The sequence below is a fragment of the Streptomyces sp. NPDC052012 genome, assembly GCF_040689265.1.
Taxonomy (GTDB): domain Bacteria; phylum Actinomycetota; class Actinomycetes; order Streptomycetales; family Streptomycetaceae; genus Streptomyces.
On the sequence record NZ_JBFAXA010000023.1, the window covers coordinates 53,244 to 70,809 of the forward strand.

Genomic DNA, 17,566 nt, shown 5'->3' on the forward strand with positions numbered 1-17,566 from the left:
CGAGCCGCGAGACCCCATCACAGAGAGGGAACCTCAATGACATTCCTGGACAGCGACGTCTGGGGCGGGAAGTTCTTCAGCGACGGCTGGCAGGACTCCCCCACCGGGCAGCCCGTCGTCGAACCCGCGACCGGTGACCGCCTGGGCACGGTGGGTCTGGCCGGCGCCGAGGACGTGAGCCGCGCCGCCGCACGGGCCGCCGAGGCGCAGCGCGCCTGGGCCGTGACCCCGCCGCGGCAGCGGGCCGCCGTACTGCGCCGCGCGGGCGAACTCCTCACCGAGCACGCCGCCGAGATCGAGGACTGGCTGGTGCGGGAGGCCGGCTCGGTGCGCTCCAAGGCCGGCTTCGAGGTGGGGCTCGCGATCGGCGAGTGCTTCGAGTGCGCGGGCCTGCCGACCCACCCGCAGGGCGAGGTGCTCACCTCCGAGGAGGCCCGCTGGTCTCTGGCCCGCCGCCGCCCGGCCGGAGTGGTCAGCGTGATCGCGCCGTTCAACTTCCCTCTCGTCCTGGGCCTGCGCTCGGTCGCCCCGGCGCTCGCGCTGGGCAACGCCGTACTGCTCAAGCCGGATCCGCGCACGGCGGTCAGCGGCGGTGTCGTCATCGCCCGCGTCTTCGAGGAGGCGGGACTGCCCGCCGGGGTCCTGCATCTGCTGCCGGGCGACGGCGCGGTGGGCGAGGCGGTGGTCGAGGCACCCGAGGTGCGGGTGGTGTCCTTCACCGGCTCGACCCCCGTGGGACGGGCCATCGGCGAGCGGGCGGGCCGGCTGCTCAAGCGCGCCCATCTCGAACTGGGCGGCAACAACGCGCTGGTGGTGCTGCCGGGCGCGGACGTGCGGAAGGCGGCCTCGGCGGGCGCGTTCGGCTCGTATCTGCACCAGGGCCAGATCTGTATGACGACCGGCCGGCACCTCGTGCACGAGTCGCTGCTCGAGGAGTACACGGCGGCGCTCGCCGCGAAGGCCGAGGCGCTGCCCGTCGGCGACCCGGCCCGCGAGGACGTGGCGCTCGGCCCGATCATCGACCGGCGCCAGCTGGAGCGGGTGCACGGCATCGTCACGGACAGCGTCGCGGCGGGCGCGAAGGTCGCCGCGGGCGGTGAGATCGACGGCGCCTGCTACCGGGCCACCGTCCTGACCGGCCTGACCCCCGACATGCCGGCCTGGCGCGAGGAGATCTTCGGCCCCGTCGCCCCCGTCCTCGGCTTCTCCACGCTGGAGGAGGCGGCGCGGATCGTGAACGACAGCGAGTACGGGCTGTCCGTCGGCATCCTCGGTGACGTCGGTACGGCGATGAAGCTCGCCGACCGGATCGACTCCGGCAAGGTGCACATCAACCAGCAGACCGTGGACGACGAACCGGGCGCCCCCTTCGGCGGCGTCAAGGCGTCCGGCACCGGATCCCGGTTCGGGGGCGCCGCCGCCAACATCGAGGCGTTCACCGAGACCCAGTGGGTCACGGTCCGCCCGGACATCGCCGACTACCCGTTCTGAGCCCGCCGCCCGCCTCGTCCCCTGGGGGGAATGCCACCATGGCTTCCGTCACCTCGTCCGGCACACCGGCCCAGGCCGGCACCGCTCCCGGACGCAACACCTGGACCGTGCTCCTGTGCTGGATCACCGTCCTGCTGGAGGGCTACGACCTCGTCGTCCTCGGCGCCATCATCCCCACCCTGCTCAAGACCGAGCACCTCGGCATGACCGCGGGCGACGCGACCACCATCGCGACGCTCTCGCTCGTCGGCGTGGCCATCGGCGCGGTCTGCGTCGGCCCGATGGCCGACCGGTTCGGCCGGCGCAAGCTGCTCATCGGCTCGGTGGTGCTGTTCTCGGTGTTCACCCTCGTGGTGCCGCTGGCGAACTCCGTCGCGATGTTCGCGGCGCTGCGCCTGATCGCCGGTCTCGGCCTCGGCGCCTGCATGCCGGTGTCGCTCACGATGATGGCCGAGCACATGCCGGCCAGCCGCCGGGCGCGGGCCAGCACCCTGACGATGACCGGCTACCACACCGGTGCCGTCATCACCTCGCTGCTGGCGCTCCAGGTCACCGACGACTGGGAGATCCTGTTCTACCTCCTGGGCGTCGTCGGCCTGTTCGTCGCCGCCGTCCAGTGGTACCGGCTGCCCGAGTCGGAGGCGTTCGTGCGCGCCAAGGAGAACGACGCCGAGCGGGTGCCGTTCACCGAGCTGCTCAAGCCGGCGTACCTACGGGCCGGCATCGGCATCTGGGTGGCCTCCTTCATGGGCCTGCTGCTGGTGTACGGCCTCAACACCTGGCTGCCGAAGCTGATGAACGACGCCGGCTATCCGGTGCCGACGGCCGTCACCCAGCTCCTGGTGCTCAACGTCGGCGGTGTCGCCGGTCTCGTCCTCGGCGGGTTCGTCGCCGACCGGCGGGGGATCAGGGGCACCACGATGGGCTGGTTCGCCGTCTCGGTGGTCATGCTGGCGTGCCTGAGCATCAAGATGGACAGCGACCTGCTGCTCAACGTCGTGATCTTCCTCACCGGCGTGTTCGTCTTCTCGGCGCAGGTGCTCGTCTACGCCTACGTGACGGCCTTCTACCCGGCCGCGGTCCGCGGCACGGCACTCGGCTCGGCGTCCGGCATCGGCCGGCTCGGGTCGATCGTCGGCCCGTCGATCACCGGGGCGCTGGTCTCCTCGGGCATCGGTCACCCGTGGGGCTTCTACTTCTTCGCGGCGGTGGCGGTGTGCGCGTTCGCGGCGGTGCTGACGCTGCCGCGGGCGGGCGGGGGCGAACCGGGGGCGCGCGGCAGCGAGGCGGCACCGGGTTCCGCGGCCGGCGGCTGAGCGGGCGCCGCCGGCCGCGGAGCGGTCCGCCGTGTGACTACGACAGCTGGGACTGGACCTGGGAGGAGATCAGTTCCAGGTGGTCGAGGTCGCTCAGGTCGAGCAGCTGAAGATACATCCGGCGGGAGCCGACCTCCTGGTAGCGGCCGATCTTGTCGACGACCTCGGCCGGGGAGCCCGCAAGACCGTTGGCCTTGAGCTCGTCCACCTCGCGGCCGATGGCGGCGGCGCGGCGGGCGAGCTCGTGGTCGTCCTTGCCGACACACACGACGAGGACGTTGGAGCAGACGAGGTCGTCCGGATTGCGGCCCGCCTCCTCGGCGGCGGCGCGGACCCGGCCGAACTGAGCCGCGCTGTCCTCGGGCGAGGCGAACGGCATGTTGAACTCGTCGGCGTACCTGGCCGCGAGCCGTGGCGTGCGACGCGCGCCGTGGCCGCCGATGAGGACGGGGATCCTGGACTGGGCGGGCTTGGGGAGCGCCGGCGAGTCGGTGAGGTCGTAGTAGGTGCCGTGGAAGTCGTAGGTCCCGCCGGGCTCGGTGGCCCACAGGCCGGTGACGATCTCCAGCTGCTCCTCGAGGCGGGCGAACCTCTCCTTGGGGAAGGGGATCCCGTACGCCTTGTGCTCCTCCTCGAACCAGCCGGCGCCGAGGCCCAGTTCGACCCGGCCGCCGGACATCTGGTCGACCTGCGCGACCTGGATGGCGAGGACACCGGGGAGGCGGAAGGTCGCGGCGGTCATGAGGGTGCCGAGCCGGATCCGCCTGGTCTCCCTGGCGAGACCGGCGAGGGTGATCCAGGCGTCGGTGGGGCCGGGCAGCCCGTCCACGGAGCCCATCTTGAGGTAATGATCCGAACGGAAGAAGGCGTCGAACCCGAGGTCCTCGGTGGCCTTGGCGACGGTGAGGAGGGTGTCGTAGGTGGCGCCCTGCTGGGGCTCGGTGAAGATGCGAAGATCCATACATCCATCCTGCATGCTCCGGTCGATTGATATGCCCGCCCCAGTGACCGACACCCGATGAAGATCGTTGCCCGCACGGAGCCGGAACGCCCGGCACCCGCACCGGTCGGGGATACGCCCGGGGCGTCACCGTGTGGGCCCCTCGGGGCCAGGGGCCGAGGAGGCCGTCATGTCCGAAGAGACCGCGCCGCAGCAGGACGGCGAGCCGACCCGGCCGAAGGGGCTGCTCCAGCAGATGGAAGAGCTGATGGCCACGCTGAACGCGGACCTGTCGGCCCTGAACGCGGACCTGCGCGCGGCCACGGGCGTGCGGGGCCGCGCCGGGGCGGCCGGGCCACGAGCGGTCACCGAGGAGGAGGACGCGGCGGGCTGAGCTAGGGCCTGTCGTTTGGATCACGTCGCAGGGAAGGGGCGGTGCCTGATCAGCGCCGGTGAGCGGGGTCTGGTGCGTGCAGCTGCAAGGCGGAGGAGGGAGTCGAAGCGGAGCTTCGGCGACCGACGACAACGCGGCAGATGTGCGTGCCAGACCCCGCGTCTGCGGCGTGATCCAAACGACAGGCCCTAGGCCCTGTCGTCACCTTCCCGGCGTCCGCCCGAAGGGCGGGCCCTGGCGGCGTCAGATGCGTGCTCTGGGGGTCCCCCCGGCCGGAGGCTGGGGGAGTGCCGGGCGTCGACCGGCGTACTGGTTGTACGTGGTCGGCGCCCGGTGCGGCGAGTGGGGGCACCTCCCACGCCCTCAAGGCCGTGGGGGAACGTGCATGGCGTCGCCAGGCAGGCGGGAACGTGACGACAGAGCCTGGGGCGGTGGGCCGGCGCGGTCGTGCCGGGCCCGTTGGTCGGGGACCGCGGCGGCATCAGGCGGGAAGGGGCCCGGTGCGGGAGAAGGGCCGGCCCGCCGTGCCCGGTGGCCTCGTCGGTCCAGGCCCCCGGGCCGGGATCTGGCGTTCTGTCAGGCGCTGTGCAGGGGGCGGCTAGCCTGCCTCCCGCTCCGGTAACGCCTCGTCGCGGTCGGCGAGTTTGCGGAGCATCTCCAGAACGCGGTCGCGGGATTCGTCCGCCGCGTCGATCGCCTCCATGCACTGCCAGTACGTCGCCTCGTCGTCCGCGGCGCAGGCGAGGCCGACCAGGGCTATGCCGACCTCGCCGAGCAGCCCGCCGAGGTACATCAGGGACTGGCGGGCGTCGCCCAGTTCGGTGAGCTGGGCCGCGCGCAGCTCACCGGGAGCGAGGACCGGGGTGTCCAGCACCCCGCAGCCGCGGCCCGCCAGTTCGGTCAGACCCAGTGCCTCGCCGCGCAGTTCGGGTGGTCCGGCGACGGCGAGACGGCTGCCCACGGCCTGCGCGAGGGCCTGCGCCTGCCACACCTCGGTCAGCAACTCCGGGACGCCGCCGCTCGCGGCCAGCGCTCTCCTGCTCGTCACGATGAGCCGCACAGCGTCCATGCGCTGCCCCCGTCTGTCCGACGCGCTGCCCACGCGTCCGCCCGAACTCCCTTGTTCACTACCCAGAGTGAGGGCCACTGAGACAAAAAGCCAGAGGAAGACGGAAATCTGCGGACAACAATTCGAACTCGGTAGCCGATTATGCTACGGAGCGTGAAAGTGGAGTGTCCAACTCCCCACCGTGGATGCGGCTACGGCGCCGGGAATCTGTGCTCGTTGCGCTCAATCTTCGCGGCCAGCGCGGCCAGCGGATCGATGCCGAGGACCTCGCACAGCTGAAGGAGGTACGCGAGCACGTCGGCGACTTCGTCGGTGACGCGGTGCGCGGTGCCGGGGTCGTCCATCACCCGGGCCGACTCCTCGGGCGTCAACCACTGGAAGATCTCGACGAGTTCGGCGGCCTCGACGCTGAGCGCCGAGGCGAGGTTCTTCGGGGTGTGGTACGGCTGCCAGTTCCGGGCGGCGGCGAACCGGGCGAGGCGTCGCTGGAGTTCGGGCAGGCCGGGGGCGGCCGGGGACGCGGCCGGGGGATCGCTGTGATCAGTCACGGTCCAGGTGTACCACCGTCACCCCGTCCGCCCCCGCCGCCCAGGACGCGTCGCTCACCGCGCCGACCAGCCGGATGTGCCCGCGGTCGCACATACGCGCCGCCAGCCGCAGCAGTGCGGTGCGCTGCCGCGGGTCCAGGCCGCGGTCGAGGTTGTCGGCCAGCACGGTGAGGGTCCGCAGGGCGTCCGGGACCTCGCCGGGCGCGTCGACCTCCAGGACACCCGGGCCGGTGAGCAGGACGAGCGCGAGGGCGAGGTGGCGCAGTTCGCCGTCGCCGAGCCGCCCGAGGTCGGTGCGGGTGCCGTCGCCGCGGTCGAGCAGGGCGCGGACGCGTCCGTCGCCGCAGGGCTCGGCCAGCAGATCGGCGACCGGGCCGGCGCATCCGGTGCGCAGGGCGTCGACGAGGAGCGCGTGCCGGCGTCCGCATTCGGCGCGGGTGCGCCACAACACGGCGGCGAGGTTGTCGCAGCCGCCGAGCAGGCGGCCGGTGCCGGTCGGCACGGGGGCGCCCATGCGGTCGGGGCGGGGGTCGCAGGCGAAGACGGAGCGCAGGGCCACCACCATCTGCTCGGCGGCGGCGAGCACCGTGCGCTGCCCCGGGGTCGTCCCGGCGACGCGCAGGGGCAGCAGGGCGGTGCCGAGCCGGTCGTCGGGCAGCCGGCCGCGGGTGACGGCTGCGGTGCCCGCGGTGTGCCAGGCGGCCTGCACGACGCGTCGCCGGGGGTCGCGCAGCGCGGTCTCCAGCAGGACGAGCCCGCGGGCGGTGAGCCGCTCCCCCACGATCCGCGCCTCGGGCTCCGCCTGCACCGCCACCTCCAGCCGCACCGGCCCCTCCGGCCCGTCGGCCACACACCCGATACGGAACCCCCGCCGCCCCTGCGCGTCGCCCCGCGCCCCCTCGGGCACCCACACCGCCGGCTCGGGGAACACCTCGCCGAGCTCCGCACCGCCCCCGAGCCGGGCCAGCGCCTCGAAGGCCCGCAGCGCACTGCTCTTCCCGCTCCCGCTGCCCCCGGCGAGCAGCGTGCACGCCCCGAACTCCAGGACGGCCCTGCGGTGTCGGCCGAAGGCGGACAGCACCAGTTCGGTGATCCGGGGCCGCAGGGGACGCTGCCGGTCGCCGAGCGGCCGGGTGCCGGTCGCGAGGGGTGTCTCGGAGAGGGAGGCAGGTGCAGGCAGCGTCATGCGCGAGACGCTAGAGGCACCGGAACCGGAGGAACCGTTCCGCTCGGATCCCCTTCCCACGAACGAGCGACCCGCCGGGAAGGGCGGCGCGACCGCGTCGACGCTCGTCCCCCGCTCACATCCCCGAGACCCCGACCCCCTCCATCAGCCCGGTGACCTCCGTGCCCGCCGGGGTCAGCAGGAAGACGTTGCGGTCGACGCGGTGCATTCCGCTCGCCAGGCCGAAGACGACGCCCGTGCTGAAGTCCAGGACGCGCTTGGCGACCTCCGTCTCCGCGCCGGTCAGGTCGAGCAGGACCGGGACGCCCGCCATCAGCGTCTCGGCGACGTCGCGGGCGTCCGCGAACACGTTCACGCGCAGTACGACGAAGCGGCGCCGCGCCTCCGTCTCGGCCTCCGGTACGGACCGGTGGTTCACCGCGGACGGCCAGGCGTCCCGGCCCCGCAGCGGAACGACCTGGGCGAGCCCCTCCCACTGCTCGTCGGTGACATCGTGGCTGTTCACCGGCATGCTCCGTCCTCGGTCGCACTGGCTGTCTGCATCGGGCAATTCTTACGCATGGTCACCCGTTCGGCCCAACAGCGACACGCTCCGCCATACCCGCCGGCCCGCGCGTCCCCCGATCCACGCCGGCGGGCCGGCGTACGGACTGCGGCATGGCCGCCGTTGACCACTCCCCCGCCGATCGGCTTCCCTGGCGGACATGACGGGCGGAACACAGAACACGAGCGAACCGGTCCTCTCCTTCCCCACGCAGGACGACTGGGAGAAGTGGCTGGAGGAACACCACGCCGACGCCTCGGGGATCTGGGTGAAGATCCCCAGGAAGGACTCCGGGCTGCCCGGCATCGACTACGCCACCGCGCTGGAATCGGCGCTGTGCTACGGCTGGATCGACGGGCACAAGAAGAAGCTGGACGAGTCGCACTGGGTACAGCGCTTCACTCCGCGCCGGCCGCGCAGCAAGTGGTCGAGGATCAATGTGCAGAAGGCGACCGCGCTGATCGAGGCGGGCCGGATGCGGCCGGCCGGTCTGCGTGAGGTGGAGCGCGCCAAGGCGGACGGCCGCTGGGAGTCGGCGTACGCGAGTCAGAGCACGGCGACGGTCCCGGACGACCTGCGCGCGGCCCTGGACGCCGCCCCGCAGTCGGCGCGCGACTTCTTCGCCGCGCTGGACAGCCGCAACCGCTACGCCATCCTCTACCGCGTCCAGGACGCCAAGCGCCCGCAGACCCGGGCGGCCCGCATCGAGAAGTTCGTCGCGATGCTGACGTCCGGCGAGAAGATCTATCCCTGACCGCACCGGTCCGGGCGGCAGAGCCACCGCCCGGACCGGTTTCCCGAGTCAGCCCGCGGTCAGCCCGCGACGATCGCCTCCGCGGCCGCGATGCCGCACACCCGGGCCGCGCCGTACGTGGCGATGTGCAGGGCGCCGCGCGGCGGGGACTGCGGCACCCCCATCTCCACGACAACGGTGTCGGGTGCGGCGCCGAGCAGGGTGTCCAGAGCCGTGCGCATCCACGGGTGGCGGTGCTCGTCGCGGACCACGGCGACGACACGGCGGCCGTCCGCGGCCCGGAGAGCCTCGGCGCCGGCGTCGGGACCGGAGAAGCGGCCCGAGACGGAGCCCGGCAGCAGCCGCTCCAGTTCCACGCCGACACCCCACGGCGTCTCGTCGCCCACGGCGATGTTCGCGGCCGGGATGAAGGTCGCCACGTACACCGGTGCGGAGATCGGTGCCGTGGGACGGGTGCGGGTGACGGTCACGGCGCGGCGGGCGGCGGTGAGCCCGATCTCCGGGCGCGCGCCGGCGGACGGGGCCGCGGACTGCCGGACCCGGCTGGTCCAGTCGGCCAGGGCGCGGACCCGGGCGGCCGCGTCGGCCAGCCGTTCCTCCGCCAGTTCACCGGAGCGTACGGCGCCGACGAGGGCGTTCCGGAGGCTGAGCACCGTGTCCTCGTCGCACAGCCCGCCGCCCACGCAGATCGCGTCGGCGCCCGCGGCGATGGCGAGGACGACCCCGTGTTCCAGGCCGTAGGTGCCGGAGATGGCCTGCATCTCCATGCCGTCGGTGACGATCAGCCCCTCGTAGCCGAGTTCACCGCGCAGAAGGTCGGTGAGGATGCGGCCGGACAGCGTGGCCGGGCGGTCGGGGTCGAGGACCGGCACGCGGATGTGGGCACTCATCACGGCCCGCGTACCGGCCGCGATCGCCGCCCGGAACGGCTGGAGTTCCCGCTCGTGCAGGGTCGTGATGTCGAGGTCGATGTGCGGGATGGCGTGGTGCGAGTCGACGCTGGTGTCGCCGTGCCCGGGGAAGTGCTTGGTGCAGGCGGCGACGCCGGTGGACTGCAGCCCCTCGACGTAGGCGGCGGTGTGCCGGGCCACCAGGCCGGTGTCGGCGCCGAAGGAGCGGACACCGATGACCGGGTTGTCGGGGTTGGCGTTGACGTCGGCCGACGGCGCCCAGTTGAGGTTGACCCCGCAGGCGGCGAGCCGGCGTCCGAGTTCGGCGGCCACGTCCCGGGTCAGCTCGACGTCGTCCACGGCACCGAGGGCGTGGCTGCCGGGGAAGGACGAGCCGGTGCGGACCTCCAGGCGGGTGACGTCGCCGCTCTCCTCGTCGATGGCGACCAGCAGGTCGTCCCGTTCGGCCCGCAACGCGGCGGTGAGCGCGGTGACCTGCTCGGCGTCGACGACGTTGCGGCCGAACAGGGCGACGGAGGCGAGGCCCTCGCCGAGCCGGCGGCGCACCCAGTCGGGCGCGGTGGTGCCGGCGAAGCCCGGCTGCAGTACGGCGAGCGCGTCCCGGGTGAGGGTGTCGGTGCCGGTGGTGGTGGTCGTCATCGGGTGGCGTTATCCCTTCACGGCGCCCGCGGTCAGGCCGCTGACGGCCCTGCGCTGCAGGAAGACGAAGAGGATCAGGATCGGGACGGCGAACAGCGACGAGGCGGCCATGGTCGCACCCCAGTCGTCGCCGAACTGGGTCTGGAAGCTGGACAGCCACAGCGGCAGCGTCTTGGCCTCGGCGTCCTTGTTGAGCACCAGGACGAGGGCGAACTCGTTCCAGGCGGTGATGAAGCCGAACAGCGAGGTCGACATCAGGCCGGGGGCGAGCAGCGGCAGGATGACCCGGCGGAACGCCTGGGCGCGGGTGCAGCCGTCGACCATCGCCGACTCCTCCAGTTCCTTCGGCACGGCGGCGACGAAGCCGCGCAGCGTCAGGATGGTGAAGGGCAGGATCATCATCATGTAGAAGAGGGTGAGCGGCACCAGGCTGTTCAGCATGGAGGCGTCCCGCACGATCATGTACATCGCGATGATCATGACTTCCCAGGGCGCCATCTGAGCCAGCATGAAGCCGATGACGAAACCGCGCCGCCCCTTGAACCGCATCCGCGCCAGGGCGAAGGAGCCGGCCAGCGCGATGATCAGCGAGAAGGCGACGGCGAGGACGGTGACGGTCAGCGAGTTGGTGACGTACGTCCAGAAGTGGTCGACGCCGGTCGCGGTTCTGAAGTGCTCGAAGGTGACGTCGGTCGGGAACCAGACGGGGTTCTCCGAGATGATGTCGCCGGTCGGTTTGAAGGCCGTGGCGAACATCCAGTACACGGGGAAGACGAAGCCGATGAACAGGACGACGGCCGTGACGTTGGGCCAGACCCGGGAAAAGAGCGAGCGCTTCACAGCTCGTCCTCCTCTTGCTTGAGCACGATCCTCAGGTAGTACGCCGTCAGGCCGAGCAGGATCAGGATGGTCAGCACGGCGATCGCCGCGCCCATGCCGTAGTGCTGGTTGCCCACGCCCTCGATGTAGGCGTACACGGGCAGGATCTCGGTGAGCCGGTCGGGGCCGCCGCCGTTGAAGGTGAAGACCTGGACGAACGCCTTGAAGATCCAGATGATCTCCAGGAACGTCGTCGCGTAGAGGAACGGCCGCAGGAACGGCAGGGTGACCGTGGTGAAGCTCCGCCAGGCCCCGGCCCCGTCGAGGGACGCGGCCTCGTAGAGCTCGTTGGGGATGGTGGTGGTAGCCGCGTAGAGGTTGATCGCGACAAACGGGATCGACATCCACACGATCAGTACGGTGACGACGAAGAACGTCGACATCTGGCTGCTGGTCCAGCTGAAGTCGGCCATGGAGTGCCAGCCGAGCTTGTCCAGGACCCAGTTGACGACGCCGAAGCGCTGGGCGAACAGCCACTGGTAGACGGTGGTGGCGGCCACCACCGGCATGGCCCAGGCGAGGACCAGACCGATCAGCAGGGTGAACCGCATCCGCCTGCCGAGCCGGGCGAGCAGCAGACCGACCAGGGTGCCCAGGACCATCGTCAGGACGACGTTGGTGGCCGTGAACAGGATGGAACGGAGGGTGACCCGCCAGAAGTCCTCGCCGGTGAGGACCTCCTTGTAGTTGTCGATGCCGTTCCACTCGGTGACGTGCTGGATCAGCTGCGCCATGTTGAGGTTCTGGAAGGACAGCAGTACGTCCTTCAGCAGCGGCCAGCCGAGCAGCAGCACGGTGGCCGCGCAGGCGGGCAGCAGCAACAGGTACGGGGCGAGCGCGCCGGCGCGCGACGCGGCTCGCGGTGTGGGCCTGCCGGGTCCCCCGTCGGCCGTCTTGCGGACGTCCGCCGGGCCGGAGGGCGGCCGTTCGGTCTGCACGGTCATGCTCGCGATCTCTCTTCTCGACGTACTCAGCGCGGGGCGGGGGCCGCCGAGTGGTCGGCCCCCGCTCCGGTCGGAGCGCCCGGCGCTCCTACTGCTGCTGCGACAGGCGCTTGTTGAACTCGCCCTCGACCTGCTTGGCGGCCTCGGCCGGGGACTTGCCGTTCAGCACGGCGGTCATGTACGTCTTGATCGGGTTGGGCGCGTTCTCGACCGCGGCCCACTCCGGGATCAGCGGGGTGGTGCCACCGACGGCGGCGGCCGGCGCGGCGGCCTCGGCGGGGGCGTTGCCCTTGAGGTTGCTCTGCAGCGACTCCTTGTTGGGGATGACGCCGTTGAGCTTGGCGAGCTGCCCCTCGAACTTGTCGGACAGGGCGATCTTCAGGAACTCCTTGGCGAGTTCCTGCTTCTTGCTGCCCGCGGCGACGGCGAGGTTGGAGCCGCCGAGGAAGACGCCCTCGGGCTTGTCGGCCGTGGCGCCCGGGATCGTGAAGTAGCCGATCTCCTTCTCGATCTTCGGGTTGGCCTTGATCGCGATGCCGGCTTCCCAGCCCATGCCGATGAACGCGCCGGTCTTGCCCTTGGCGAAGACCTCACCCTGCTGCGGGGTGGCCTCGTCCTTGTCCTTGGGCGCCTTGGACAGCGCCTGGAACTTCTTGTAGGTCTCCATGGCGGCGGCGACCTTGGGGTCGTCGAGGTTGGAGACGTACGTGTCGCCGTCCTTCTTGACCAGTTCGCCGCCCTCGCCGATCACCAGGCCGACGAAGTGGTACCAGTTCTGGCCGGGCAGGTAGATCGGCTCGGCGTCGGTCTTCTCACCGATGGTCTTGAGCGCGTCGTAGAACTCGTCGCGGGTCTTCGGGGTCTCCTTGATGCCCGCGTCGGCCCAGACCTTCTTGTTGTAGAGGACGACACGGTTGGCGAAGTACCAGGGTGCCGCGTACTGCTTGCCCTCGTAGACGGACGACTCGTTGAGCGACTCGGTCCAGTCGGCGCCGATCTCGGACTTGAGGTCGGCGAGGTCGGCGAGACCGCCGGTCTTGGCGTAGGCCGGGGTCTGGGTGTTGCCGATCTCGAAGACGTCCGGCGGGTTCTCCTCGGACAGCGCGGTGGTCAGCTTCTGCTGGATGCCGTTCCACTGCTGGACCTCGAACTTGACCTTCGCCTTGGTCTTCTTCTCGAACTCGGCGGTGAGGTCCTTCTGCCACTGGTCCGGCGAGGAGCCGTCCATCACCCAGACCGTGAGCGTCTCGCCGGCGTAGCCGTCGGCCCCGGCCTTCTTGTCGCCACCGTCGCCGCTGTCGCCGCCGCACGCCGCGATGGAGACCATCATGCCCGCGATACCGATCGCGGCTATCAGCTTGCGCTTCACGCGCCACCCCTCCTCAGGAACGCCATGCACACCCACGCGCTCGGCGGGCTGGGACCCGGCTTCCTCTAAATGGTTTAGACCAGCAAGGGGAGCTTGGCCTAGACCTATGACTCTGTCAAGGGTCGTCGCATCACGGTTCCGACTCCCCGCCGGAGGAGGGAACTCCGCCCAAAAACGGACGTGTCGACCGCTCGCCGGGAGGTTGGACTAGACCAAACAAAGACGCACGGTTATAACGGGATCGCCGAGCGTGCGGCGCCGAACCCGGCCGTCCGCCGACGTGCACCGCGGCCGGCCCCTGCCGTCCGCGCGCCGGACACCGCAGCCGGAAGGCAGGTCATGAGCACGGACGTCAGCAGCGGCCGAACCGAACAGGGGGCGCCGGGCGGGACCGGCCGCGTCCCGAAGTACTACCGCATCAAGCAGCGGCTCCTGCAGATGACCGAGGCCCGTCCCCCGGGCACCGCGATGCCGGCCGAACGCCTCCTCGCGGTCGAGTTCCGCACCTCCCGCACCACCGTCCGCAAGGCCCTGCAGGAGCTGGTGAGCGAGGGCCGCCTGGACCGGATCCAGGGCAAGGGCACGTTCATCGCCCGCCCGAAGGTCTACCGCACGCTCCAACTCACCTCGTACACCGAGGACATGCGCGCCCAGGGCCTAAGCCCCGCCTCCCGCGTCCTGGACATCGGCTACATCCCGGCCGACGACGACCTGGCCGCACTGCTGGAGGTGGAACCCGGCACAAGGGTCCTGCGCATCGAACGTCTCCGCCTGGCCGGCGGCGAACCGATGGCCATCGAGACGACCCACCTGTCCGACGCCCGTTTCCCGGGCCTGCGCCGCAACCTGAGCCGTTACACGTCCCTGTACACGACGTTGGCCGAGGTCTACGGCGTCCGTCTGGCGGAGGCCGACGAGACGATCGAGACCTGCCCGGCGACCCCGAGAGAGGCCGCCCTCCTGAGCACGGACGTGGGCCTCCCGATGCTCCTCCTCTCCCGCCACTCCCGCGACAGCACGGGCACCCCGGTGGAATGGGTCCACTCGGTGTACCGGGGGTCGCGGTACCGGTTCACGGCGGTACTACGGCGCCCAGGGCCGTGAAGGCGCACCTCCTTCCGACCCCTTTGTCACAACGCTCCGGGGCGGCGGGTCAGGTACCGCCCCGGAGCTGATGGTGGGCGCTCGTCAGATCGTGAGCGTCTTGGTGAGGCGGAGGTCGGTGAGGGAGCGGGCCGCGTGGAGTTCGTACGTGCCGGGGCGGCGGTGCCAGCCGGTGTCGGTCCATGTCTCGAAGGTGCGGGCCGGCACCTCGATCGTCACCGTGGCCGTCTCCCCGGGCGCCGCCGTCACCGTGCCGAAGCCTGCCAGCCAGCGGGACGGGCGGTCCGGGTCGGGGGTGGCCGGGGTGACGTAGAGCTGGACGGTCTCGCGGCCCGGGCGGGGGCCGGAGTTGCGCAGGGTGACCGTCACCGTCGTGCCCGACGCCTCGATCGACTCGTACGTCCAGTCCGTGTAGCCCAAGCCGTGGCCGAAGGGGTACGACGGTGTCCTGCCCGCCTGCTCCCATGCGCGGTAGCCGATGAACACGCCCTCCCGGTAGGCCAGTTCACCGTCCGTGGGGGTGACCTCGGTGACCGGGGCGTCGTCCAGGGAGCCCCACGTCGTGGGGAGCCTGCCGCCCGGTTCCTCCTCGCCCAGCAGCACATCGGCGAGGGCCGCGCCGCCCTCCTGCCCCGGGAACCAGCTCAGCAGCACCGCGGCCACCTCGTCCCGCCACACAAGCTCCACCGGTGAACCGGAGTTGACGACCACGATCGTGCGCGGGTTGGCCGCGGCCACCGCCCGCACCAGGTCGTCCTGGCGGCCGGGAAGGCGCAGGTCCTTGCGGTCGAAGCCCTCGGACTCGACGCGTTCGGTCGTCGCCACGACGACCACCGCGGCGTCCGCCGCCCGCGCGGCCTCGACCGCCTCGGCGATCAGCCCGTCGGGGTCGCGCCGCGGGCCGAGGTGCATCAGCGAGAACATCACGCCGAAGACCGGCGCCGCGGGCCCCTCGGGCAGGGTGTACCGCAGCGACACCTCCACCGGCTCGCCCTCGGTCAGCGCGACCCTCCCGCGCTCGACGGGCGCGCCGAAGAACGCCTCGAACGGATCGGCCTGCGAGTCCAGCGGCTGCTCCCCGTCGAACAGCACCTCGCCGGCGACGGTCAGCCGGTAGCCGCCGATGCCGCGCGTGCCGAAGGAGTGCTCGCCGCTCTCCCGGGGCCGGAACGTGCCGGTGACCTCGATGCTGTGCAGCGCCTCGCGGGTGACGCCCTCGGGGAGGTCGTCGCCGATCCACTGCACCTGGCCGCTCGGCAGGCTGCCCTCGCCGAGCACGTTCCCGGCGGCGTCCCGGCAGATCGCCCGCAGGGTGAACCCCTGCCCGGCGACGGCGAGTTCGTCACTCGGGTCGGCGCCGACCGCGTACGTCACCGCCCCTTCCGGCAGCGCGGCCGTCAGCCCGTCGAGCGGGGAGACCACGCGGGCGGGGAAGACCGTCGCGGAGCCGCCACCGAGGACGCGGGCGTCCCGTGCGGCGGCGCCGAGCAGCGCGACCCTGCGGATCCCGGCCGGGTCCAGCGGGAGCGCACGGCCGGCGGATCCCACCGGTTCGTTGCGCACGAGCACGAAGGCGCGGCCCGCGATCTCCCGGGCCAGCGCCGTGCCGTCGACCTCGGCCGGAGGCGTGGCGACCACCGGATCTGCACCCTCGAGCAGGCCGACGCGGGCGGCCAGGCGCAGCACATGGCGCACCGCCTCGGCGACCGCGGCCTCGTCGGCCTCCCCCGCCCGCACGGCGGCGGCCAGGGCCTCGCCGTAGACGGTGTGCGGGCCGGGCATCGCCACGTCCAGGCCGCCCTCGATGGCACCGGTGGTGGAGCGGGCCGCCATCCAGTCGGAGACGTTGAACCCGTCGAAGCCCCACTCGCCGCGCAGCACGTCCCGCACCAGGCGGCGGTGTTCGGTCATGGTCGTGCCGTTGACCCGGTTGTAGGCGGTCATGATGCCCCACGGGCGGGCGTTCGCGACGATCGCCTCGAACGGCGCCAGGTACAGCTCGCGCAGCGCCCGCTCGGAGATGACGTTGTTCACGGTGAGGCGGTCGGTCTCGGCGTCGTTGGCGACGAAGTGCTTCACGGTGGTGCCGACGCCAGCGGACTGCACGCCCCGCACATAGCCGGTGCCGATCTCCCCCGTCAGATACGGGTCCTCGCTGTACGCCTCGAAGTGGCGGCCCCCGAGCGGCGACCGGTGCAGATTCACCGTCGGCGCCAGCAGCACGTGCACCCCCTTGCGCCGGGCCTCCTGCGCCAGCAGCACTCCCGCACGCCGGGCCAGCTCCGGGTCCCAGGTGGCGGCGAGCGCGGTGGGGGAGGGCAGCGCGATGGACGGGTCGTCGGCGGTCCAGCGCACCCCGCGCACGCCGATCGGGCCGTCCGACATCACGATCGAGCCCAGGCCGATCTGCGGCAGGGCAGGCAGCGACCACATGTCCTGACCGGCCAGCAGCCGTGTCTTGGAGTCGAGGTCGAGCTTGCCGAGCGCCGCCTCGACCACCGCCTCGCGGGCCTGGTCCGGATCGGCGGCAAGGGTCTGCGCGGCCGGGTCGTGGGCTTCGGACATGGCGGTGCCTCCTTGTTCGTCTGCGTGGCGACCGGCGTCGGTGCGCGTCGCTGCGCCTATCGTGGTGCACCTACCTGTTGATCGGTAGGTTTCGTTATCTATACGTTATGACCATAGGTCTCTTGCGTGTTCGGGTCGACCAACCGCATGCTTACACGTGTCACCACACTCGCCTTCCCCCGAAAGGTCTCGCCCCGATGAAGCTGAACGTCCATGAGCGCGGCACCGGCGACAAGGTCGCCCTGCTGATCCACGGCGCCATGTCCGACCACCGCACCTGGCACGCCGTCGAGGACCACCTCGTCGGCCTCGGTTACCGGGTCGTGGCTCCCGACCTGCGCGGCCACGGCCGCAGCCCCCGCGGCGAGTACCGCCCCGAGCTGCTCGCCGACGACCTGGTGGAGAACCTGCCGGCCGGTGCAGACCTGGCGATCGGGCACTCGATGGGCGGCCTGTCCCTCGCGCTCGCGGTCTCCCGGCTGCGCCCCGCCCGCGCCGTCTACTCCGACCCCGGCTTCCAGCTGGGCAACGTCCCGCCCGGGGCCACGGCCGGCATGCGGCACATGGTCACCACCGCGACCGCCGAGAGCGTACGGGCGATGAACCCGCGCTGGTCCGAGGACGACGTGGCGGCGGAACTGGCCGGCTTCGCGCTCTTCGACCCCGCATTCCTCTCCGCCGTCGAGCAGTTCGAGCGGAGGTATCTGCCCGAGTCGGCCGTCGTGCCGTCCCTCGTGCAGCTGGCCGACCCGAGCCTGTGCGTCGACGCCGAGGGCGTGGCACTGCTGGAGGAGCGGGGATTCGAGGTGCGGGTGGTGCCGCAGGCGGGGCACTGCATCCACCGTGACGACCCGCAGGGCTTCCTGAAGTCCCTCGACGGCTGGATCTGACGACGACACTCTCACGCGGCGAC

16 protein-coding genes are annotated in these 17,566 nt (G+C 71.7%); 6 read left to right on the forward strand and 10 right to left on the reverse strand.

The window, feature by feature from the left end:
* Nucleotides 1-36: 36 nt before the first annotated feature.
* Together AB0412_RS28630 and AB0412_RS28635 are read left to right on the forward strand one after the other, a co-directional pair.
* Complete coding sequence (locus AB0412_RS28630; protein WP_366405484.1) at nt 37-1,491, forward strand: benzaldehyde dehydrogenase; 1,455 nt, start codon at nt 37-39, stop codon at nt 1,489-1,491.
* Nucleotides 1,492-1,529: 38 nt separating this feature from the next.
* Complete coding sequence (locus AB0412_RS28635; protein WP_366405485.1) at nt 1,530-2,807, forward strand: aromatic acid/H+ symport family MFS transporter; 1,278 nt, start codon at nt 1,530-1,532, stop codon at nt 2,805-2,807.
* A gap of 37 nt (nt 2,808-2,844) precedes the next feature.
* Here the strand turns inward: AB0412_RS28635 and AB0412_RS28640 are convergent, their stop codons facing one another.
* Nucleotides 2,845-3,768, reverse strand: a complete 924-nt coding sequence (locus tag AB0412_RS28640) for an LLM class F420-dependent oxidoreductase (RefSeq protein WP_366405486.1) — start codon at nt 3,766-3,768, stop codon at nt 2,845-2,847.
* Nucleotides 3,769-3,937: 169 nt separating this feature from the next.
* On the opposite strand from AB0412_RS28640, the gene AB0412_RS28645 reads away from it, so the two are divergent.
* Nucleotides 3,938-4,141, forward strand: coding sequence for a hypothetical protein (locus tag AB0412_RS28645; RefSeq protein ID WP_366405487.1), 204 nt, complete (start codon nt 3,938-3,940; stop codon nt 4,139-4,141).
* Between the two features lie 598 nt (nt 4,142-4,739).
* On the opposite strand, the gene AB0412_RS28650 is transcribed toward AB0412_RS28645, so the two are convergent.
* The 4 genes from AB0412_RS28650 to AB0412_RS28665 form a co-directional block, all read right to left on the reverse strand.
* Entirely contained in the window at nt 4,740-5,210 is a 471-nt protein-coding gene (locus AB0412_RS28650; protein WP_366405488.1) for a DUF6099 family protein, read from the reverse strand.
* 191 nt (nt 5,211-5,401) lie between these two features.
* Nucleotides 5,402-5,758 (reverse strand): nucleotide pyrophosphohydrolase, encoded by a 357-nt coding sequence (locus AB0412_RS28655; RefSeq protein WP_366405489.1) that lies wholly within the window; start codon nt 5,756-5,758, stop codon nt 5,402-5,404.
* Nucleotides 5,751-6,944 (reverse strand): ATP-binding protein, encoded by a 1,194-nt coding sequence (locus AB0412_RS28660; RefSeq protein WP_366405490.1) that lies wholly within the window; start codon nt 6,942-6,944, stop codon nt 5,751-5,753. Before AB0412_RS28660 ends, AB0412_RS28655 begins: the two co-directional genes overlap by 8 nt.
* 115 nt (nt 6,945-7,059) lie before the next feature.
* Nucleotides 7,060-7,455, reverse strand: coding sequence for a cell division protein SepF (locus AB0412_RS28665; protein ID WP_366405491.1), 396 nt, complete (start codon nt 7,453-7,455; stop codon nt 7,060-7,062).
* Nucleotides 7,456-7,648: 193 nt separating this feature from the next.
* Here AB0412_RS28665 and AB0412_RS28670 point away from each other — a divergent pair, with 193 nt between their 5' ends.
* The gene (locus tag AB0412_RS28670; protein WP_366405492.1) at nt 7,649-8,242 is read left to right on the forward strand and encodes a YdeI/OmpD-associated family protein; all 594 of its coding nucleotides are present in this window, start codon (nt 7,649-7,651) and stop codon (nt 8,240-8,242) included.
* Nucleotides 8,243-8,301: 59 nt separating this feature from the next.
* On the opposite strand, the gene AB0412_RS28675 is transcribed toward AB0412_RS28670, so the two are convergent.
* The 4 genes from AB0412_RS28675 to AB0412_RS28690 form a co-directional block, all read right to left on the reverse strand.
* On the reverse strand, nt 8,302-9,792 hold the full coding sequence (locus tag AB0412_RS28675) for a glycoside hydrolase family 3 protein (protein ID WP_366405493.1): 1,491 nt from the start codon (nt 9,790-9,792) through the stop codon (nt 8,302-8,304).
* 9 nt (nt 9,793-9,801) lie between these two features.
* Nucleotides 9,802-10,632, reverse strand: a complete 831-nt coding sequence (locus tag AB0412_RS28680) for a carbohydrate ABC transporter permease (protein ID WP_366405494.1) — start codon at nt 10,630-10,632, stop codon at nt 9,802-9,804.
* A complete protein-coding gene (locus AB0412_RS28685; RefSeq protein ID WP_366405495.1) occupies nt 10,629-11,615 on the reverse strand; it encodes a sugar ABC transporter permease in 987 nt (328 codons plus the stop codon). The genes AB0412_RS28680 and AB0412_RS28685 overlap by 4 nt, the downstream gene beginning before the upstream one ends.
* Before the next feature lie 88 nt (nt 11,616-11,703).
* Complete coding sequence (locus tag AB0412_RS28690; RefSeq protein ID WP_366405496.1) at nt 11,704-12,984, reverse strand: extracellular solute-binding protein; 1,281 nt, start codon at nt 12,982-12,984, stop codon at nt 11,704-11,706.
* Between the two features lie 339 nt (nt 12,985-13,323).
* On the opposite strand from AB0412_RS28690, the gene AB0412_RS28695 reads away from it, so the two are divergent.
* The gene (locus tag AB0412_RS28695) at nt 13,324-14,088 is read left to right on the forward strand and encodes a GntR family transcriptional regulator (protein ID WP_366405497.1); all 765 of its coding nucleotides are present in this window, start codon (nt 13,324-13,326) and stop codon (nt 14,086-14,088) included.
* A gap of 84 nt (nt 14,089-14,172) precedes the next feature.
* Here the strand turns inward: AB0412_RS28695 and AB0412_RS28700 are convergent, their stop codons facing one another.
* Nucleotides 14,173-16,653 carry a glycoside hydrolase family 3 C-terminal domain-containing protein gene (locus AB0412_RS28700; protein ID WP_366405498.1) on the reverse strand — a complete coding sequence of 827 codons (2,481 nt, stop codon included), beginning with the start codon at nt 16,651-16,653 and terminating at the stop codon, nt 14,173-14,175.
* 197 nt (nt 16,654-16,850) lie between these two features.
* Between AB0412_RS28700 and AB0412_RS28705 the strand changes: the two genes are divergently transcribed.
* The gene (locus AB0412_RS28705; RefSeq protein WP_366405499.1) at nt 16,851-17,543 is read left to right on the forward strand and encodes an alpha/beta hydrolase; all 693 of its coding nucleotides are present in this window, start codon (nt 16,851-16,853) and stop codon (nt 17,541-17,543) included.
* Nucleotides 17,544-17,566 lie beyond the last annotated feature (23 nt).